Consider the following 19,565-nt stretch of genomic DNA (forward strand, 5'->3'; position numbering starts at 1 on the left):
AGCGCGGACCCGGAGGCAGCGACTCGCCGCCGCCGGGCGCCTCCGCGTGGTTCGATGACCTCAGTCGAGTCGCCGCTTCCGGGGAGAAACCATGAGCCGCCAATCCGCAGACAGCGACCGGCTCTGGTCCGCCATCCACCTGGAGCGCGACGCGCTCGCAGACGAACTCGGTCGGCTCGACGACACGGACTGGCACGTGATCTCGCTGTGTACGCGGTGGCGGGTCGAGGAGGTGGTCGCGCACCTCACCGCGGTCGCGCGGACCGGCCGGGTGCGCTGGATCCGCAGCTTCGTCGGCGCGGGTTTCAACACCGACCGGCACAACCGCCGGCGGCTGGAGGAGCAGCTCGGCGCCACCCCGCGGGAGACGCTGGCGAACTTCGTCGACTCGTCGACGCTGCGGGTGGCGCCCTTCGGTGACACGGCGGCGTGGCTCGGCGAGACGATCGTGCACGCCGAGGACATCCGCCGACCCCTCGGTCGGACGCGTGAATATCCGATCGACGCGCTCACCGCGGTGGCCTCGTTCTACACGTCGAAAGACTTCGCGGTGAACAGCGCGACGCTCGTCAAGGGGCTGAGCCTACGCGCGGTGGACGGGCCGTTCGCCGCCGGGACCGGCCCTGAGGTGTCGGGGCCGACCCTGGCGTTGGTGATGGCCATGGCCGGTCGCCCGACGGCCCTGGCCGATCTGACGGGCGGGGGAGTGGAGGAGCTCGGGCGTCGCGTCAGGGCAGGATGCGCGAGATGACGTCGGCGGCGACGTCCTCGAGCAGTGGTCCCGCGTTGGCGATCGAGCGCTCGAGGTCCGGCTCGCGCTCGGTCAACGCGGCGGCGGCGACGAACCCGGCCTCGGCGACCCGGTCGGCCTCGAGATCCAGGCGGCCGCAGACCGCGACCACCGGCACTGCGTGCGACCGGCAGAGGGCGGCCACGCCCATCGGGGTCTTGCCGTGCATGGTCTGGTCGTCGAGCCGCCCCTCGCCGGTCACCACGAGGTCGGCGGCGGAGAGCATGTCCTCCAGGCCGGTGAGCGTGCCGAGCACCTCGAAGCCGGGGTCCAGCGAGGCGCCGAGCAGCTCGCGGGCGGCGAAGCCCACCCCGCCGGCGGCGCCGGAGCCGGGGGCGTCGGGGTCCACGTCGAGCCCCTGGGCGCGCAGGACCTCGACGAGCCGGGCGAGGCCGGCCTCGAGCTCGTCCAGCTGCGCCTCGGTGGCGCCCTTCTGCGGGCCGTATACGCGGGCCGCGCCCAGCGGGCCGAGCAGTGGGTTGTCCACGTCGCAGGCCACGAGGATCCGGGCGGCCCGGACGGCCGGGTCGACACCGTCGAGGTCCACGCGGTCCAGGTTGATCAACGCGCCGCCGCCGTCGGGGAGCTCGGCCCCGGAGGCGTCGAGGAACCGCGCGCCCAGGGCGGAGAGCATCCCGGTGCCGCCGTCGGTGGAGGCGCTGCCGCCGATGCCCAGGTGGATGTTGCCGCGGCCGGATCGGAGCGCGGCCAGCATGACCTCGCCGACGCCGCGGCTCGACGCCTCGAGAGGGCGCGGCTCACCGCCGGGTAGGCGGAGCAGGCCGCAGGCGTCGGCCATCTCGACGAACGCGGTGTCCGGATCGATGGCGGCGAAGGACGTCTCCACCGTCTCGCCCGTGGGCCCGGAGGCGGTGACGGGCACGGGGCGGGCGCCGCCGGCGACCATCACCTCGAGGCTGCCGCCCCCGCCGTCGGCGACCGGGCGCTCGACCACGTCGGCGTCGGGGTGTGCCCGCCGGGCGCCCTCGGCCGCGTGACGGCACGCCTCGATAGCGGTGAGTGAGCCCTTGAAGGCCCCGCAGGCCACGACGATCGTCACGCCTGCATCATCCCCTATGAGTGTCCGGCGACACACGACGGCCCGGGATCGCGACGGGGGAGGGTCACGATCCCGGGCCAGGAAGGCGCATCCGCTGCGCCGCGTGTCAGCCGGGGGTTATCAGCCCAGCGAGCCGGCGGCGATGCCGACATCGGCGTTCACGTCGGCACCGGCGGTGGTGCCGTCGTCGATGACGTCATCGTCGGCACCGGAGCTCAGGCCGGCGAGCGAGCCGCTCAGCGAGCCGGTCTCGGCGTCGTCGGCCGCGACGTCGTCATCGGTGGCCTCGCCACCCGAGCCGAGCGAACCGGCGGCCTCACCGGTGGCGGCACCGGTGTCGATGTCATCGGTCGGCTCCTCGGTGCTGCCGAGCGAGCCGAGGTCCAGCGACCCGCCGGCCTCATCGGTGGCGTCGTCATCGGCCTCGCCGGCCGAGCCGAGGGAGCCGGAGCCGGCCTCGCCGGTCTCGGCGCCGGTCTGCGTGTCGCCCTCAGCGGAGCCGAGGGAGCCGGAGTCCGCGGCCGGGCCGCCTCCGTCGATGGCCTCGCTACCGGTGTTCGGGGAGACACCGAGGCTGCCGAACTCGGCCGAGCCCGGGTTGGGCGCCTCGGCGTCGAGGTTGAGGTTGAAGGCGAGGCTGCCGAGGTCGACGCCGAGGTCCGTGCCGAGGGCACCCTCGAGGCTGCCGTCCTCGCCGGTGGCCTCGGCCAGGCTGGCGGTGGGGGCGTCGGTCTGCGCAGCGGCGAGGCCCGGGAACGCGATGGCGGCACCGATGCCGAACGCGCCGACGGCGGCGATCTTCGCGGTGGTGCGGTTGGTGGTCTTGCGGTGGGTGTTCGTCATAGAGAACTCTCCGATCTGCTTCGACCCCGATGAATCTCATCGCGGACACCCCGGTCGGAGCGGGGTGCGTCGGCGACCCTACAAGCGCACGAATGATGCGCAAGGGGTCGAGAACCTCAGCGTCCCTTGAGGTAACAACCCGGTCACCAGGGTATTTCACGATTCTCACAAGGTGCTCGCACGGCCGGTATGTCGTGCGTCATGCCTGCCTACGCTGGGTGCATGGACGCTTCCGCAGCCGCCGATCCGCCGCCCCCCGGCCCGCCCGTCGTGGTGGAGACGCACAGCGCGCTCATCTTCCTCTGGGGTGACGAGGCTCACAAAGTCCGCAAATCGGTCGACCTCGGCTTCCTCGACAACACCACCGTCGGGGCCCGCGGGGAGCAGAGCCGGCGCGAGGTCGAGCTCAACAGTCGGCTCGCCCCGGACGTGTACAGGGGCGTGTTGGAGGTGAGGGGTCCCGACGGCGAGGTGATCGATCACGTCGTGCGGATGCGCCGGCTGCCGGCGCGCAGGAGCCTCGCCTCACTGGTCCGCCTCCGGGCCGAGGGCGGGCCCGGGGGCGGCGATACGGACATCGTGGTGGGCCTGACCGAGGTGGCCCGGCAGATCGCGCGCCTCCACGCCGCCGGCCCGCGCTCGGAGGAGATCGACGCGGCGGGCACCCCGGCGGCGGTGGCCGGGTTGTGGACCCGGTCCCTCGCGCATCTGCGCCGCCTCGACGTGGGCCGCGACGCGCCGGAGATCGTCGACGACATCGAGGCGCTGGCCACCGACTACCTGCGCGGGCGCGGTCCACTGCTGGAGTCCCGCGTGGCGGACGGCCGGATCGTCGACGGGCACGGGGACCTCCTGGCCGCCGACGTCTACCTGCTCGACGACGGGCCGAGGGTGATCGACTGCCTCGAGTTCGACGACCGACTCCGCTACGGGGACGCGGTGCTGGACATCGGGTTCCTGGCCATGGACCTCGACGCGTCGGCGGCGCGGGACCTCGCCGTCGTCCTCCTCGGGGCCTACCGGGAGGCCTCCGGCGACGACGCGCCGCCGTCGCTCGTCCACCACTACATCGGGTACCGGGCCCTCGTCCGGTCGAAGGTCACCGCGATCCGCGCCGAGCAGGCGGCCGACGGCGACGGGGGCCGCGGCGACGCGCGTCGTGCGCTCGAGCTGGCGGACCTGGCCGTCGACTCGCTGCTGCGCGCGAGGGTGCGACTGGTGCTGGTGGGCGGCGTCTCGGGATCGGGGAAGTCCACCCTCGCGGCGCCGCTGGCGGAGGCACTGGGCGCGGAGCTGCTGCGCTCGGACGTGGTGCGCTCGGACGTGGTGCGGGCGCAGGCGGCCCCGAGGAGCGACAGGTATTCGGAGGCGGCGGTCGGGGCGGTCTACACCGAGATGCTCGCCCGTGCGGCCGCGTCGCTCGCCCTCGGCCGCAGCGTGGTGCTGGACGCCACGTGGCTCGAGCCGCGCCGGCGAGCCGAGGCCGAGACCGTGGCCGCCGACACGCACGCCGAACTGGTGGAGATCTCGTGCACCGCGCCCCGCGACGAGTTGGTGCGAAGGATCACCGAGCGGGCGCGCGGGGGGACGGACCCGTCAGAGGCCACGATCGAGGTGCTCGACGGCCAGCTGGCGCGCCCCGCGGCGTGGCCGGAGGCGATCCACGTCGACACCGCCGAACTCGACGTTCGCGACCGTGAGGCCGTCCGCCGATGGGCGGAACGCGAACTGGGACCGCTGCCCTGGGCCTGAGCGCAAAGTCGTTGCCAGATCACAATTCTGGCGAAGGGGGCCCCACGCCCGGAAACGAGGGGCGTATGGTCGTGCGCGTGACCCACCCCTTCGCACGGGCCGGGCGGGAGCTCGTCCCCGGCCACTGGTTCGGCCCCGCCGCCGTCATGGCGCTGGGCTGTGCGATCGCGTGGATGCTCGTCGGCTTCGGGCACGGTGCGCTGCTGGCGGCCGTGGTCCTTGTCGGGACGCTGTTCGTGGCGCTGTGGAACTCGCCGCTTCGCGCCGCGGGTCACGAGCCGTTGCAGGCCGTACGCGCGCTGGCCTCCGCCGGGCACGCGGTGGTGGTGCTGTGGCGGCCCGGTTGTCCCTACTCGGCGGCGCTGCGCCGCCGGGCCAGCCGGGAGGGCCTCGAGGTCCACTGGGTCAACATCTGGCGCGATGAGGACGCCTACGAGCTCTGCTGCACGATCAACGGCGGCTCGGAGGAGACGCCCACCGCCGTGGTGCTCGATCCGTCGCTGACGACGCCCGTGGTGATCCCCGCCTCCGTGCCGGGGATCCGTGAGGCGACCGCCGCGCCGATCACCTCCACGCAGACGATCACCCCGATCACGAAGATCTGCGCCGTCCCCGCGCCCGCCACCACCCCCGCGATCGGGTCGCCCCGCAGGATCGGCTCCCGCGGCCACTAACCGGCCACGCCCGCCGGCCGTGCCGCGCGCGTCTCGTCGTCGTCGTCACCTCTCGCGGCTCCGTCGTCACCTACCGCCTCACCGTCGGCGCCCCTGGTCGCGCCGTCGTCACCGCGCGTAGCGCAGTGCCCCGCGCACGTCCCCCCACTCGGTCCCCAACGCCATGTCGGCGATGCGGCCGGTCGCCCGCAGCCGCGCCAGGCGCGGGGCCACCCGGTCGCGCAGGCTCCACGGGTCGATCGTGTTGACGTGGATCCCGGTCGCACCCTCGAACCCGGCCGGCGTCGAGATGCGCCACTTGAGCACGATCCGCCACGGCATCGCCGCGCCGTCCCCCGCCGATCCCGGCGGCAGGGTGTGCCACTCCTCGTTGGACGGCACCAGCGGCCCCGTCGCGGCGTGGCAGGCGTGCAGTAGATCGGAGACTCCACGCAGTTCGGCCGCCGAGTGCTCCCACGGCCGGCCGGCCGTCGACCGCGAGTAGACCACCAGCGCCGGGTGGCGGTGACCGACGCCGACCACCGCGACGGCGTGCTCGTTGGCCGCCACCACCAGCCCCTCGGCCGCGGCGTGATCGATGCCGGCCGTGTTGTAGAGATCCGGGTCGCGGGCGAGCGCGGCCATCTCCCGGGAGGTCTTGGCGGGGACCTCGTCGATCGCCACGAGCTGCTTGTGCAGGTGCGCGAACGACGCGCCGGCCGGCGCGAGCCAGTTCTGGAACACCGACACGTACGTCGCGTGCGGGTTGTCGCGGTACAGGCCCCGCATGGCACGGACCGTGAAGGCGACGTACTGCTCGTGCTCCTCCGGTGTCAGCTCCCCCGACGACGCGTGGCGGTCGCTGGACGTGGCGCCGTCGACGAGGTGGCGGCGCGCGACCACCACGTCGTGGCAGCCGCCGAAGAAGCTCTCCGAGTGTTCTGCGAGAGCGGTGGTGTCCATGGCGTCGGCGGCTGCCGGGTCGCCCTGTGCGGCGGCGATGCGGGTGCGGACCAGGGCGCGGACGTGCTCGGCGCCGGCCGGGGACGCGAGGTAGGCCGCCTGGTGGGCGGCGGCGCGGGCAGGGATCCGGTAGTCGTGCACCGACCTCCAGTAGTCGAGGGAGACGATCTCGAAGAGATTGCCGATCAGCCGGAACTCGGGCGTCGTGGCGTCGAGTCGGTCGGCCGGGACCTCGTAGAGGACGGTCCAGGCGTCCCCCTCGCGGACGAGGCGCGCCTTCTCCGGGGTGGTCTCGCGCAGGCGGGTCGTGCAGAACGCGCAGTGCGCCTCCGGCTCGTCGGGATCCACCGCGACGACGGTGCCGGGTGTGTGCTCGATCGGTCGGTGCGCGCGGCCGGGGACCGTCCACACCTGGGTCCCGGTGAAGGGATTGACCTGCTTGACGGTGCCGTCGGCCATGCGCCGCAGCAGCGCGGTCGGGCCGCCGGGTCGAGAGATGGTGGTCACCCGCGTGAGCCTAGGTGGGACCGGAATCAGCGGTGGAACTGTGATCTAGGTAACAGTATTCTGGGGATGAGGGGTAGTTCATCATCGGCACCCGCTCCGGGCGGGGCCACGGGGGAATCGAGCAAGCTCATGAGCACACAACACCCACTGTCCCTGCGTGTCGCAGCCGTCGGCGGCGCCGTCGTCCTCACGATCGCCGGGGCGGGCGGCGTCTCGCAGGCGCAGGAAGGCTCGGCCGGGCTCGCCGCCGAACTCGCGCTCCACCTCGAACTGGCACTCGGCTCGGACGGCGCAGGCTCTCTGGCGCCGGGGTCGCTCGCGCCCGGATCGCTGGATCCCGGTTCCGTCGTCCCCGGGTCGTTGCCGCCGATCAGCTCGGTCGAGGGCTCGTCGCAAGGCTCGTCGGAAGGCTCGCTCGGGCCCGGGTCGTTGGCGCCGGGCTCGTTGGCGCCGGGGTCGCTCGACCCCGGCTCGTTGGGCCCCGGGTCGTCGCCCGGGTCTTCCGGGCCCGGCTCGCTGGATCCGGGTTCGCTGGAGGGGGCCGTCGAGGGCTCGCTCGAGCCCGGTTCGCTGGACCCGGGGTCAGTGGACCCCGATTCATCGGCGCCGGGATCGTTGCCACCGGGGTCTCTCGAGGCGGGATCGTTGGTGAGCCTGCTGGTCATGGTGTCCATGGGGTCGCAGGCGGGCTCGGGGGAGGGGTCGCTCGAGGGATCGCTCGAGCCGGGCTCGCTGGTGGGCTCGCTCGCACCGGGATCGCTGACTGGTTCCGTCGGACCCGGGTCGCTGGGATCCGGGTCGTCGGGCGGATCGCTGCCTCCCGGGTCGATGGAGGCGGGGTCGTTGGTGAGCCTTCTACTGATGCTGTCGATCGGGTCCGAGGCGGGCTCGGGCGAGCTCGGCGGTTCGCTCGAGACGGGATCCGCGGAGGGATCGATCCCCTCGGGCTCCCTCGAACCCGGGTCGGCTGAGGGGTCACTCGCGCCGCTGGGGTCACTGACGGCGTCGCTGGCACCGGTCGGTTCGGGGGTCGGGTCGCTTCCGCTGGGCTCGGCGGCCGGGTCCCTTCCGCTCCTGTTGCCGGCCGCGGCGATCGGCGGCTCGCTCGCTGCCGGACCGCTGATGATTCAGGCCGCCGCGGACCTGGGCGTGGTGCTTCCCCCGCTGCCGGGGCCGCCGGCTCCTGTGGCCGTCGGCGCGGTCGTGGGAGAGGCGCCGCCCGCGCCCGGGCCCTCGGTGCCCAACGGGCGCGGAGGTGAGCCGGGCGTGGGCGCCGACGGGGGCGGGATCGCGGTCGGGACCAACGCGGCGATCGTCATGACGGGCTCGTTGGGCGACTACCAGGTGGCCCTGCCCCCCGGCGTGGTGCTGCCCCCGCTCCCGTTCATCCGGTGAGATAGCTGAGAGGATTCCCGCCCCCGTCGCTCGCACGGGGGCGGGAACTGCGGCGTCTCGCCAGGTCGGCCGGGGACGACGCTGAGAGAAATCTCACAAGGTGGAATCGCCTTTCCACGTCAGGCCCTACGGTTTGACTTTTCCGAGTTGTGTGACCCGCCCCCCTTGCCCATATGATTTCCGGGCCGGAGGACCTCGGCCCTCTGAGCACGGGTGCTCCAGCCACCACGGAGTCCGCCCGTCGAGAAGCGAAGGCGAACACATGATGACGACTCCCGGCCCCAGAAGCCTGTACCGCCCTGAATACGAACACGACTCGTGTGGAGTCGCGTTCGTGGTGGACATGTACGGACGCCAGTCCCGGGACATCGTCGAGAAGGCGATCGCCGCGCTGGTGAACCTCGAGCACCGCGGCGCCGTGGGCGCCGAGGCCAACACCGGCGACGGCACGGGATTGTTGATCCAGGTACCGGATTCGTTCCTCCGCGAGGTGATGCGTGAGGAGCAGAACGTAGAACTGCCTGAGGCCGGTGCATATGCAACCGGCCTTTGTTTTCTCCCCCAGTCCCGGATGCTGGCGATGGACGCTATGCGGATGGTCGAGCGGATCGCTGCCGAGCAGGGCGTAACCGTGATCGGATGGCGCGAGGTCCCCGTCGACGACTCGACGGTCGGCGCGATCTCGCGCGACGCGCAGCCCACCATCAACCAGATCTTCGTCAAGGCCGCGGGCCCGGGCGGGGAACTCCTGACCGGGCTGGCGCTCGAGCGCAAGTGCTTCGTGGTGCGCAAGCGTTGCGAGCACGAGCTCGGTTCGAAGGGCGCCGGCAAGGGCGACCTGGGCTCCGAGACGGTGTACTTCCCGTCGCTGAGCCCGCGCACCTTCGTCTACAAGGGCATGCTCACCGAGAAGCAGCTCCCCGACTTCTATCTGGACCTGCAGGACGAGCGCGTCGAGTCCGCGATGGGCATCGTCCACTCGCGCTTCTCCACCAACACGTTCCCCGCATGGCCGCTGGCCCACCCGTTCCGCTACGTCGCCCACAACGGTGAGATCAACACCGCGCGGGGCAACGAGAACTGGATGCGGGCCCGCGAGGCGCTCATGACCAGCGACCGTATCGAGGACCTGTCCGCGGCTCTGCCGATCTGCACCCCGGGCGGGTCGGACACCGCGCGCTTCGACGAGGCGCTCGAGCTGCTCACCCTGGCCGGCCGGACCCTGCCGCACGCAGTGCTCATGATGGTTCCCGAGGCGTGGGAACGTCACGAGACCATGGACCCGGCCAAGCGGGCGTTCTACGAGTACCACGCCTCCCTCATGGAGGCCTGGGACGGCCCGGCGTCCATCACGTTCACCGACGGCACCGTGATCGGCGCCGTGCTGGACCGCAACGGCCTGCGCCCCTCCCGCATCTGGGTGACCGACGACGGCCTCGTCGTGATGGCCTCCGAGGTCGGAGTGCTCGACATCCCGCAGGACAAGGTGGTCACCAAGACCCGCCTGCAGCCCGGCCGCATGTTCCTCGTCGACACCGCCGAGGGGCGGATCATCGACGACGAGGAGATCAAGTCGCAGCTGGCCGCCGAGCACCCGTACCAGCAGTGGCTCGACGAGGGCCTGGTCAGGCTCGAGGACCTGCCCCGGGTCGAGAAGCCCTACATGGCCCACGAGCGCGTGGTGCTGCGTCAGCGCGTCTTCGGGTACACCGAGGAGGAACTGCGCATCCTCATCTCCCCGATGGCCGGGAGCGGCGCCGAGGCGATCGGGTCGATGGGCACGGACACCCCGCTGCCCGTGCTGTCCCAGCGTGCGCGCATGCTGTTCGACTACTTCGCCCAGCGCTTCGCCCAGGTGACCAACCCGCCGCTCGACGCCATCCGCGAGGAGCTAGTCACCAGCTACGGCGTGACGCTCGGTCCCGAGGGCGACCTCATCAACCCGGGCCCCGACTCGTGCAGGCAGGTCAAGGTCGCCAACCCGATCCTCGGCAACTCCGACCTCGCCACGCTGCTGGAGGCCGGGGAGTCCCGCCCCAATCTGAGGTCGGTGGTCGTCCGCGGGCTCTACAACGTCGCCCACGGCGGCCGCGGCCTGCGGATCGCCCTGGAGCGCATCCGCCGAGAGGTGTCCGAGGCCATCCAGGGCGGCGCGACCCTCATCGTGCTCTCCGACCGCGAGTCCGACGAGCGCAACGCGCCCATCCCCTCGCTGCTGCTCACCTCGGCCGTGCACCACCACCTGGTGCGCGAGAAGACCCGCACCCGCGTCAGCCTGGTAGTGGAGTCCGGTGACGCCCGCGAGGTCCACCACATGGCTGTTCTGTTCGGGTATGGCGCCAACGCGATCAACCCGTACATGGCGTTCGAGTCGATCGACGAGCTGGTCAAGAACGGCGACCTCACCGGAGTCGACACCGCCGAGGCCTGCGACAACTACCGGAAGGCCGCCGCCAAGGGCGTGCTCAAGGTGATGTCCAAGATGGGTATCTCCACCCTCGCCTCCTACACCGGTGCCCAGCTGTTCGACGTCACCGGCCTGTCGCAGGAGCTGTGCGACGAGTACTTCACCGGCTCCGTCAGCCCCATCGACGGCATCGGCCTGGACGAGATCGCCGAGGACGTGGCCCTCCGGCACCGCTTCGCGTTCCTGCCCCGGCCGGAGGAGGCCGCGCACCGCGAGCTCGAGATCGGCGGCGAGTACCAGTGGCGCCGCGAGGGCGAGTACCACCTGTTCAACCCGGACACGGTGTTCAAGCTCCAGCACTCCACGCGCACGGGTCGCTACGAGATCTTCAAGGAGTACACCCGCCTCGTCGACGACCAGTCGGAGCGGCTGGCGACGCTGCGCGGGTTGTTCGACATCAAGAGCAACCGCCCGCCCGTGCCGATCGAGGAGGTCGAGCCGGTCTCCGAGATCGTCAAGCGGTTCTCCACGGGCGCGATGAGCTACGGCTCCATCTCGGCCGAGGCGCACGAGACGCTGGCGATCGCCATGAACCGCCTGCAGGCGCGCTCCAACTCCGGCGAGGGCGGGGAGGCCGTCGACCGCTTCAGCCCCGACCCGAACGGGGACTGGCGACGCTCCGCCATCAAGCAGGTGGCCTCCGGCCGGTTCGGCGTGACCAGCCACTACCTGGCCAACTGCAGTGACATCCAGATCAAGATGGCGCAGGGCGCCAAGCCGGGTGAGGGCGGGCAGCTCCCGCCGGGCAAGGTCTACCCGTGGGTGGCCGAGGTCCGCGGCTCCACGCCGGGCGTGGGACTCATCTCGCCCCCGCCGCACCACGACATCTACTCGATCGAGGACCTGGCGCAGCTCATCTACGACCTGAAGAACGCCAACCCGGACGCGCGGATCCACGTCAAGCTCGTGGCCGAGCAGGGCGTGGGGACGGTCGCGACGGGCGTGTCCAAGACGCACGCCGACGTCGTCCTCATCTCGGGTCACGACGGCGGCACCGGCGCGTCGCCGCTGACCTCGCTCAAGCACGCGGGCGGCCCGTGGGAGCTCGGCCTGGCCGAGACCCAGCAGACGCTGCTCGTCAACGGACTGCGCGACCGCATCGTCGTCCAGGTCGACGGTCAGCTCAAGACGGGGCGTGACGTCATCGTCGCCGCGCTGCTCGGCGGTGAGGAGTTCGGCTTCGCCACCGCGCCGCTCGTCGTGGCCGGCTGCGTCATGATGCGCGTGTGTCACCTCGACACCTGCCCCGTCGGTGTGGCCACCCAGAACCCTGTGCTGCGCGAGCGGTTCAACGGTAAGGCCGAGTACGTCGTGAACTTCATGGAGTTCATCGCCGAGGAGGTGCGCGAGTACCTCGCCGAGCTGGGCTTCCGCTCGCTCGACGAGGCGATCGGACACACCGAGTGCCTGGACAAGTCGCGGGCCTTCGCCCACAACAAGCGGGTGGCCAAGCTCGACCTGGAGCCGATCTTCGCGCAGGCCGAGTCGCCCTTCATGCACCAGGACCTGCGTCGGACCAAGTCGCAGGACCACAAGCTCGAGGGCGTCGTGGACCGCACGCTGATCGAGGACGCCCGCGCCGTGGTCGCCGATCCGGCGGCGGGGCCGTTCACGGGCAGCTACCCGATCTGCAACGTCAACCGCTCGGTCGGCACCATGCTCAGCCACGAGATCTCCAAGGCGCACGGTGCCACCGGCCTGCCGGACGGGTCGATCGACCTGAGCTTCACCGGGTCCGCCGGTAACTCGCTCGGGGCGTTCCTCGCCCGGGGCGTGACGGTGCGCGTGTTCGGTGACGCCAACGACTACGTGGGCAAGGGGCTGTCCGGGGGACGCATCGTGGTGCGTCCGGCCGAGGACGCGGCCCCCGACTTCGTGGCCGAGGACAACATCATCGCCGGCAACGTGATCTGCTACGGCGCGACCGACGGTGAGGTGTTCCTGCGCGGGATGGTTGGAGAGCGCTTCTGCGTGCGCAACTCCGGCGTCACCGCGGTGGTGGAGGGCGTGGGCGACCACGCCTGCGAGTACATGACCGGCGGACGGGTGGTCGTGCTGGGCCCGACCGGCCGCAACGTCGCGGCCGGGATGTCCGGCGGCGTCGCCTACTTCTACGACCCCCGCAGTGTCCTCACGGAGAACCTCAACGCCGAGCTCGTCGACACGGAGGAACTCACCAGTGAGGACGTGGAGTTCCTCCACGGGATCGTGGAGCGCCACGTGGAGGAGACCGATTCGGCCCGGGGCCGGGAGATCCTCGGTGGCTGGGCCCAGAACGTGAATCACTTCGCCAAGGTCATGCCGCGCGACTACAAGCGCGTGCTGCTGGCCATCGAGCAGGCGGAGAAGGACGGACGCAACGTGGACGAGGCGATCATGGAGGCCGCAAATGGCTGACCCGAAGGGCTTTCTCAAGCACACCGAGCGGGAGCTGCCCGAGCGCCGCCCCGTCGACCTGCGGATCATGGACTGGAAAGAGGTCTATGAATCCACGGTCCTGCCCGAGGACTCGATCCGTACCCAGGCGTCCCGATGCATGGGCTGCGGTATCCCGTTCTGCCATGAGGGCTGTCCGCTGGGCAACATCATCCCCGAGTGGAACGACCTGGTGCACCGGGGCAAGTGGGACGACGCGGTGGACCGGCTCCACGCGACCAACAACTTCCCGGAGTTCACCGGTCGACTCTGCCCGGCCCCCTGCGAGGGGTCCTGTGTCCTGGGGATCAACCAGCCGCCGGTGACGATCAAGCAGGTCGAGGTGGAGATCGCCGAGGCCGCGTGGGCCGACGGCGGCATGGAGCCGGTCATCCCGTCGTTCCGCACCGGACAGACCGTCGCGGTCGTGGGATCGGGCCCCGCGGGCCTAGCGGCGGCCCAGCAGCTCACCCGCGCCGGGCACTCCGTCACCGTCTTCGAGCGGGACGACCGCATCGGCGGGCTCATGCGCTACGGGATCCCCGAGTTCAAGATGGAGAAGGCGGTCATCGATCGCCGCCTGGCACAGATGGAGGCGGAGGGGACGGTCTTCCGTCCCGGCGTCAACGTCGGCAAGGACATCACCGCGTCGCAGCTGCGTGCCCAGTTCGACGCCGTCGTGCTGTGCGGCGGCGCCACCATGCGGCGGGACCTGCCGGTGCCCGGTCGTGAGCTCGACGGCATCCACCAGGCCATGGAGTACCTGCCGCTGGCCAACAAGGCCGCGGTCGGCGACCCGGTCGTGGACGCCGATGGCCTGCCCGCCATCCACGCGCGCGACAAGCACGTCATCATCATCGGCGGCGGCGACACCGGTGCGGACTGCCTCGGCACCGCGACCCGTCAGGGCGCGAAGTCGGTCAAGTCGTTCGAGATCATGCCCCGGCCGCCGGCCACCCGCGCGGCGTCGACCCCGTGGCCGATGTACCCGCTGATGTTCCGCACCGCCTCGGCCCACGAGGAGAACGGTGAGCGCGTCTACGGCGTCTCCACCGCGGAGTTCGTCGGCGAGGGCGGACACGTCACCGCGCTGAAGGGCTCCGAGGTCAGGATGGTCGACGGCCGCTTCGAGCCCGTGCCCGGTACGGACTTCGAGTACCCGGCCGACCTGGTCCTGCTCGCGATGGGCTTCACCGGTGCGCAGAAGTCCGGGCTGTGCTCGGACCTCGGGGTGGATTTCACCGACCGCGGCAACGTCGGTCGTGACGACGCCTTCGCCACGAACGTCGAGGGCGTGTTCGTCGCCGGTGACATGGGTCGCGGCCAGTCGCTGATCGTGTGGGCCATCGCGGAGGGACGTGCGGCCGCCGCCTCGGTGGACCGGTTCCTCATGGGGGAGACGGCCCTGCCGGCGCCGGTCCGCCCGACGGATGTGGCCCAGCGCTGACGGCCAACCGTGGCGCCTGACCTTAGTGGAACCTAAGATCAGGTCTACTATGTCTCCAGGCCGTCCGGCCTCCGTCATGGAAGGCACCTATGGTCAGCCGTCGCCCCGCCAGTGTCGTCGCCGCGCTCAGCGCGACGGCCGCGCTGGTCGGCGTGCCGGCGGCGTCGGCGCAGCCCGCGGGCCCCGCGGTCCGGGTGGTCGTGACGGAATTGCCGGTCCTCAGCGAGTTGCCGCCGCTGCCGACCGAGGGCGGGCAGCCGGTCGTGGACGAGCCGGAGGACACCGGGGTCTTCGGTATGTCCGGGGTGCAGACGGTCGCGCTCGTGTTGGCGGCGTCGGTGCTCGTGGCGGGCGGGACGGGGCTGGCGTTGGTCACCCGTCGCGGCCGCGGCGAGCAGCTCGAGGAGCAGCCACCGAGGTCGGATCCGGTGACGTGACGTCGCGCCCGATAGGCTCGGCGGTATGAGTCGCCACATCGCAGGACGGGGACGGGTCGGCCGGGCGGCCCCTCCTCCGGCCGGTCCGCCCGTCGACGACGTCGACTGTGACCTGACCAGCAAGTTGACGCTCGGCCAGTTCCTCAAATTGGCTTCGCTGTTGGACTCCGGGGCCGAGGCCAAGGACGCGGTCGCCTCCGGGGCCGTGAGCGTCAACGGGGAGGTCGACACCCGCCGGGGCCGCGGCCTGGTCCACGGTGACGTGGTGGAGATCGGTGGCCGGGCGGCGCGCGTCGTCGCCCGCGAGGGACGGGGTGCGACCTGATGGCTGAGAACTCACGCGTGCAGGCCCCGGTGGTGTTGCACGACGACGACCCCGGTGCCACCCGCTACGCCACATGGCTGGCCGAGGAGTTCGACACCCGGGCGACCCATCACGACGCGGCCGATCCGGCCGAGCTGGTGGTCGCCGGGACGGTCGTCCTCGTCACGGGGATGCGGTCCGGGGGCGGCCTGGGCGGTTCGGCGTTCATCCGCGACAACTGGGAGGCCCTCGTCGAGGCCGGACGTCGCGTGGCCGTGGTCATGGTCGGGGCCACCCCGGTCACCGACGACGCCCGGATCGAGCTGATGTCGAGCGAGTTCTCGTCAGACCAGCTGCGCGACCTCAAGCTCTTCCAGCTCCGCGGCGTGGTCACGCCGGACCAGCTCGGCTTCCGGCAGCGGCTCGGGATCAAGACCGCGTTGGCCGCCCTGCGGCGCAAGACCGACCGCACCCCGGAGGAGGAGGCCATGCTCGAACTGGGCGGCCTGGACCTCACCGATCGGGTCTCGCTCGGGCCGTTGCTGCGCTGGATCCGCCGCGAGGCCTGAGCGGCGGGCGGCGGACACGACGGCAGACGTCCCGGCGAACACCGCGGCACACACCCGGCGCGCACCACGGCCGGTGTCACCCCCGATATCATGACCTGCGAACGCACCCGCCGAGGGCGGGGCGATGACCCTGGAGGAACCCCATGCGCGCCACCACGCTCGCCACCACCGTCTCCGCGCTCGCCGCGGCGGCCCTGCTGACGGGAGCGGGGGCCGCGTCAGCGCAGGAAACCGAGGACTCAGAGGGCCCTGGAACGATCCGCAGCGGGCTTCTGTCGCCCGCCGTGAGTGAAGCGATCGGCAGCATCGGCTACGGCTCGCTGGGCACGGGGTCCCTCATGGATCTGCTCTCCGGGCTCATCAACACCGGGTCGGTCGTCCTGTCGGTGGACGTGCCCAACTCGACGGGCTCGTACGCGCCGGGATCGCTCGGCAGTTACGGCCCCGAGGCGTCGATCGGCGAGCTCGTCACCCTCCCGATCGCGAGTCTCGGCGGCGCCTCCTAGTCAGGCCGGGCCACCCCTACAGCCACCCGCTGGCGTAGGACACCAGGCCCGGCACCGCCCCAGCAGAACCGCAGATGAACACCAGTACTGCCGTGGGCAACCCCTGCTTCGGCTCCCGGCCGCCGCCCGCGCGCATCAGCGCACCACGATCCCGTCGGAGTCGGCGTAGAGCATCTCGCCGGGGACGAAGTCGACCCCGCCGAAGCTGACGGTCACGTCCCGATCGCCCTTGCCGGTCTTCGTGGACTTGCGCGGGTTCGTACCCAGGGCCTTGCAGCCGAACTCCATCCCGGCGATGACCGCCGAGTCGCGGATGGCGCCGTTCACCACGACGCCGGCCCACCCGTTCGAGCGGCCGAGCTCGGCGATAATGTCGCCGACCAACGCGGTGTGCACACTCGCGCCGCCGTCGATCACGAGGACCCGGCCCTCGCCGGGCTCGCTTAGAACGCTCTTGAGCAGTGCGTTGTCCTGGAAGCAGCGCACGGTGGAGATCGGGCCGGAGAACTCCGTGCGTCCGCCGAGGTCGCGGAACTGGGTGTCACAGCTGCGGACGTCCTCGCCGATCTCGTCGACGAGGTCCGCGGTGGGGATGAATCCGGCGGGGGTGTCGGTCATGCGGGTCCCTCCTGGGCGGTGGTCTGTCGGGGTAACGCTATCCGGCCGCGCCGCCGCGTGGGAGCACGCCGGTGGGGGACAATGGTCACATCAAGGGTGCCCGTCATCGTCCGAGAAACCGGAAGGAGCCTTCCGTGGCCCAGTACGAACTCCTGATCCACGCCCGACGCGCGGTGGTCGACGGCCGCATCCAGCAGGCGGCGGTGACGGTGGACGGTGGCGTCATCTCGTCGGTGCGGACGGGCTCGGAGGCCCGGGACATCGGCCTGGCCGGTGACCACACGATCGACCTGGGGGACGACGTCGTCCTCATGCCGGGGCTCGTCGACCCGCACGTGAGTACCGAGGACGTCGCGGTCGGCACGCGCTCGGCGGCGCAGGGCGGTATCACCACGGTCGTGGACTACGGCACCGACGGCGACCCGGCCGCCACCCGGCCGGAGGACGTGGATCGCTGGCGCGAGGAGGTCACCGGCGAATCGGTCGTCGACGCCGGACTGTGGGGCGCGGCGGTGCCGGACAACCTGGGCAGGCTCGGCGACCTGCTGGACCGGGGCGTGTTCGGGGTCTCCGCCGTGGCCGCCGGGAGGGGCGTGACGGGCGCGCCGACGCTGGACCACGCGCAACTGGTCGCGGCCGCGGAGGAGGTGGCCGCGCACGGCGGGCTCTTCGCGGTGGACGCCGGTGCGGGCGATCTGCCCGGGCTGCTGGAGGTGTGCCGCCGGACCGGCGGTCGGCTGCACGTGCGGGCGGTCGCCGACCACGAGGAGCTGCCCCTGCTGCGCGACGCCCGGGCGGAGAACCTGGCCGTCACGGCCTCGACGAGCCCCCACATGCTGGCGCTGGTCTCGGAGGTCACCCACGGCGGATCGGCGGTCGCGCGGCTGGATCCGCCGATCCGCGACGCCGCCAACCGCGAGCTGCTGTGGGACGCACTGCGGGACGGCACCGTCGACGCGGTGACCTCGGCCCGGCTGGGGTTGTCGGTGGTGTGGACCGAGGCGCGGCGCCGCGGGTTCGATCTGGCGGACGTCGCGCGCTGGATGGGCGGGAATACGGCCGCGGTGGTGGGGCTGCGCGATCGCGGGGAGATCCGGGAGGGCTTGCGGGCGGACTTCGCTGCGGTCGCCGACGACGAGGCGTTCGTGGTGCTGCCCGGGGCCCGCGAGCTGGGTTCCGCGGACTCGGTATACGCGCAGCGGGCGTTGGCGGGCGTGGTGCGCTGGACGATGCGAGGGGGCGCGGTCATCGATCCCCGCGCCCTGGCGTTCGGCACGGTCCTGACCCGCCCGACGGCGTGAACCCCGCCGTCGATCGCCTCGCCTTCCTCCCCTTCCCCGAGGGCGTCACCTCCGCGCTGCTCATCACCGAGTACGTCATCAAGATCCTCGCGCTGGGGACGGTGCCGGAGAACCGGCAGCCGTCCTCGTCGCAGGCGTGGCTGCTGGCGATCCTGTTCATCCCGGTCATCGGTGTCCCCCTGTTCCTGCTGCTGGGAAACCCCTACATCACCGGCCGGCGCCACGTCATCCAGGCCGAGGCCAACCGGCTGTACGCCGACGCGCTGCGGCAGCGGCCCACCGTCCCCGACGGCGTGGGTGTCGCGCAGGGCGTGCGCACCATCCTGGAGATGAACCGGACCCTCACCGCGATCCCCGCCATGTCCGGTGACTTCGTCGCCCTGCACTCGGACTACAGCCGGTCGTTGGCGGCGATGACGGAGGCGGTGCGCGCGGCCCGAGACCACGTGCACATCGAGTTCTACGCCCAGTCGTGGGACGGCGAGACAGACGAGTTCTTCACGGCCGCGGTCGAGGCGGCGGAGCGGGGTGTCGCGGTCCGGGTCCTGGTGGACCACCTGGGGTCCCTGCGCTACCGGGGGTTCACGAGGCTGCGACGGAAGCTCCGCAAGACCCCGGTGGTGGTCCACCTCATGCTGCCGGTCAAACCCGTTCCGCGGCCGCTTCCGACGTCCGGACCTGCGCAATCACCGCAAAAATGCTCATCGTGGACGGCCACCACGGCTTCGCCGGCTCGCAGAACCTCATCGAGCGCCACTACGGCAGCACGCGCAACGCCCGGCTCGGTCGCGAGTGGGTCGACCTGATGATGGAGGTCCGTGGAGAGATCGTGCAGGCGATGGACGGTGTCTTCGCGGTGGACTGGTTCACCGAGTCCGGCGAGGTCATCGGGACGCTCGAGCAACTCGCGCTCGGCGCGCCGCTGGCCCCGGGCCGCAAGGGCGGTGACCCGACGGCGGGCGACCCGGTCAGCGCGTTCCAGCTGGTGCCGTCGGGGCCCGGCTACCGCACGCAGCCGGGCCTCCGGATGTTCACCCAGCTCATCACGCACGCGCAGGAGCGAATCCGGGTCGTCAGCCCGTACTTCGTGCCCGACGAGGCGCTGCTGCACGTGCTCACGTCGGCGTCGTACCGCGGGGTGTCGGTGGAGGTGTTCGTGCCCGAGCACGCCGACCAGTTCCTCGTCCACCACGCGCAGCGCTCCTACTTCCGGGCGCTGCTGGAGGCCGGGGTGGTGATCCACCGCTTCCGCTCGCCGGCCGTGCTGCACACCAAAGACGGTGCTCATCGACGACTACGCGGGCGTGGTGGGCTCGAGCAACCTCGACCAGCGGTCGTTCAACCTCAACTTCGAGGTGAGCATGCTGGTGCTCGGTGGCGAGGCGGTGTCGGCGCTCAACGACGTGGTGGACGCCTACCTCGAGGAGTGCACGACCCTGGAGTTGGAGGACTGGATGAGTCGGCCGTGGGCGGGCAGGTACGTGGACAACGTCGCGCGGCTCACGTCGGCTCTGCAGTAAGTCGGCTCTGCAGTAAGT

General features: G+C 71.6%; 15 protein-coding genes and 1 pseudogene. 12 read left to right on the top strand and 4 right to left on the bottom strand.

Translation table 11 applies throughout. From position 1 onward, the window contains the following. The first annotated feature begins 91 nt into the window (after window positions 1–91). Window positions 92–751, top strand: coding sequence for a maleylpyruvate isomerase family mycothiol-dependent enzyme (locus tag A6035_RS01525; RefSeq protein ID WP_108846330.1), 660 nt, complete (start codon window positions 92–94; stop codon window positions 749–751). Here the strand turns inward: A6035_RS01525 and A6035_RS01530 are convergent. Continuing rightward, a complete protein-coding gene (locus tag A6035_RS01530; protein WP_108846331.1) occupies window positions 729–1,850 on the bottom strand; it encodes a glycerate kinase in 1,122 nt (373 codons plus the stop codon). The two genes, A6035_RS01525 and A6035_RS01530, sit on opposite strands and share 23 nt — an antisense overlap. A 120-nt stretch (window positions 1,851–1,970) precedes the next feature. Continuing rightward, the gene (locus A6035_RS01535) at window positions 1,971–2,693 is read right to left on the bottom strand and encodes a hypothetical protein (protein WP_108846332.1); all 723 of its coding nucleotides are present in this window, start codon (window positions 2,691–2,693) and stop codon (window positions 1,971–1,973) included. A gap of 222 nt (window positions 2,694–2,915) precedes the next feature. On the opposite strand from A6035_RS01535, the gene A6035_RS01540 reads away from it, so the two are divergent. Continuing rightward, window positions 2,916–4,445, top strand: a complete 1,530-nt coding sequence (locus tag A6035_RS01540; RefSeq protein ID WP_108846333.1) for a bifunctional aminoglycoside phosphotransferase/ATP-binding protein — start codon at window positions 2,916–2,918, stop codon at window positions 4,443–4,445. A gap of 77 nt (window positions 4,446–4,522) precedes the next feature. Beyond that, entirely contained in the window at window positions 4,523–5,119 is a 597-nt protein-coding gene (locus tag A6035_RS01545) for a thioredoxin domain-containing protein (RefSeq protein ID WP_244192497.1), read from the top strand. 108 nt (window positions 5,120–5,227) lie between these two features. On the opposite strand, the gene A6035_RS01550 is transcribed toward A6035_RS01545, so the two are convergent. Beyond that, a complete protein-coding gene (locus A6035_RS01550) occupies window positions 5,228–6,568 on the bottom strand; it encodes a DUF4921 family protein (protein WP_108846335.1) in 1,341 nt (446 codons plus the stop codon). A 129-nt stretch (window positions 6,569–6,697) separates the two neighbouring features. Between A6035_RS01550 and A6035_RS01555 the strand changes: the two genes are divergently transcribed. The 7 genes from A6035_RS01555 (at window position 6,698) to A6035_RS01585 (ending at window position 16,108) form a co-directional block, all read left to right on the top strand. After that, on the top strand, window positions 6,698–7,963 hold the full coding sequence (locus A6035_RS01555) for a hypothetical protein (protein ID WP_108846336.1): 1,266 nt from the start codon (window positions 6,698–6,700) through the stop codon (window positions 7,961–7,963). A gap of 262 nt (window positions 7,964–8,225) precedes the next feature. Beyond that, window positions 8,226–12,827: a glutamate synthase large subunit gene (gltB, locus tag A6035_RS01560; RefSeq protein ID WP_108846337.1), complete on the top strand. Its 4,602-nt coding sequence runs from the start codon at window positions 8,226–8,228 to the stop codon at window positions 12,825–12,827. Beyond that, window positions 12,820–14,292 (top strand): glutamate synthase subunit beta, encoded by a 1,473-nt coding sequence (locus A6035_RS01565; RefSeq protein ID WP_108846338.1) that lies wholly within the window; start codon window positions 12,820–12,822, stop codon window positions 14,290–14,292. The genes gltB and A6035_RS01565 overlap by 8 nt, the downstream gene beginning before the upstream one ends. Window positions 14,293–14,381: 89 nt before the next feature. Next, window positions 14,382–14,729, top strand: a complete 348-nt coding sequence (locus A6035_RS01570; RefSeq protein ID WP_108846339.1) for a hypothetical protein — start codon at window positions 14,382–14,384, stop codon at window positions 14,727–14,729. Between the two features lie 25 nt (window positions 14,730–14,754). Continuing rightward, window positions 14,755–15,054 carry an RNA-binding S4 domain-containing protein gene (locus tag A6035_RS01575; protein WP_235026559.1) on the top strand — a complete coding sequence of 100 codons (300 nt, stop codon included), beginning with the start codon at window positions 14,755–14,757 and terminating at the stop codon, window positions 15,052–15,054. Beyond that, window positions 15,054–15,602 (top strand): hypothetical protein, encoded by a 549-nt coding sequence (locus tag A6035_RS01580; protein WP_108846340.1) that lies wholly within the window; start codon window positions 15,054–15,056, stop codon window positions 15,600–15,602. Before A6035_RS01575 ends, A6035_RS01580 begins: the two co-directional genes overlap by 1 nt. Before the next feature lie 143 nt (window positions 15,603–15,745). Continuing rightward, window positions 15,746–16,108 (top strand): hypothetical protein, encoded by a 363-nt coding sequence (locus A6035_RS01585; protein ID WP_108846341.1) that lies wholly within the window; start codon window positions 15,746–15,748, stop codon window positions 16,106–16,108. Window positions 16,109–16,243: 135 nt separating this feature from the next. Here the strand turns inward: A6035_RS01585 and rraA are convergent, their stop codons facing one another. After that, the gene (gene rraA, locus A6035_RS01590; RefSeq protein WP_108846342.1) at window positions 16,244–16,726 is read right to left on the bottom strand and encodes a ribonuclease E activity regulator RraA; all 483 of its coding nucleotides are present in this window, start codon (window positions 16,724–16,726) and stop codon (window positions 16,244–16,246) included. A 134-nt stretch (window positions 16,727–16,860) separates the two neighbouring features. On the opposite strand from rraA, the gene A6035_RS01595 reads away from it, so the two are divergent. Both A6035_RS01595 and A6035_RS01600 read left to right on the top strand, forming a co-directional pair. Further along, complete coding sequence (locus tag A6035_RS01595; RefSeq protein WP_108846343.1) at window positions 16,861–18,027, top strand: amidohydrolase family protein; 1,167 nt, start codon at window positions 16,861–16,863, stop codon at window positions 18,025–18,027. Between the two features lie 56 nt (window positions 18,028–18,083). Then, window positions 18,084–19,547: pseudogene (locus tag A6035_RS01600) on the top strand (phospholipase D-like domain-containing protein). Window positions 19,548–19,565 lie beyond the last annotated feature (18 nt).

It is taken from the genome of Dietzia lutea (assembly GCF_003096075.1).
GTDB classification, from domain to species: domain Bacteria; phylum Actinomycetota; class Actinomycetes; order Mycobacteriales; family Mycobacteriaceae; genus Dietzia; species Dietzia lutea.

Bases quoted from the DNA above. Each gene is read 5' to 3' on its own strand.
- A6035_RS01525 (WP_108846330.1), top strand. From the start codon at position 92: ATGAGCCGCCAATCCGCAGACAGCGACCGGCTCTGGTCCGCCATCCAC.
- A6035_RS01535 (WP_108846332.1), bottom strand. From the start codon at position 2,693: ATGACGAACACCCACCGCAAGACCACCAACCGCACCACCGCGAAGATC.
- A6035_RS01540 (WP_108846333.1), top strand. From the start codon at position 2,916: ATGGACGCTTCCGCAGCCGCCGATCCGCCGCCCCCCGGCCCGCCCGTC.
- A6035_RS01555 (WP_108846336.1), top strand. From the start codon at position 6,698: ATGAGCACACAACACCCACTGTCCCTGCGTGTCGCAGCCGTCGGCGGC.
- gltB (WP_108846337.1), top strand. From the start codon at position 8,226: ATGATGACGACTCCCGGCCCCAGAAGCCTGTACCGCCCTGAATACGAA.
- A6035_RS01565 (WP_108846338.1), top strand. From the start codon at position 12,820: ATGGCTGACCCGAAGGGCTTTCTCAAGCACACCGAGCGGGAGCTGCCC.
- A6035_RS01570 (WP_108846339.1), top strand. From the start codon at position 14,382: ATGGTCAGCCGTCGCCCCGCCAGTGTCGTCGCCGCGCTCAGCGCGACG.
- A6035_RS01575 (WP_235026559.1), top strand. From the start codon at position 14,755: ATGAGTCGCCACATCGCAGGACGGGGACGGGTCGGCCGGGCGGCCCCT.
- A6035_RS01580 (WP_108846340.1), top strand. From the start codon at position 15,054: ATGGCTGAGAACTCACGCGTGCAGGCCCCGGTGGTGTTGCACGACGAC.
- A6035_RS01585 (WP_108846341.1), top strand. From the start codon at position 15,746: ATGCGCGCCACCACGCTCGCCACCACCGTCTCCGCGCTCGCCGCGGCG.
- rraA (WP_108846342.1), bottom strand. From the start codon at position 16,726: ATGACCGACACCCCCGCCGGATTCATCCCCACCGCGGACCTCGTCGAC.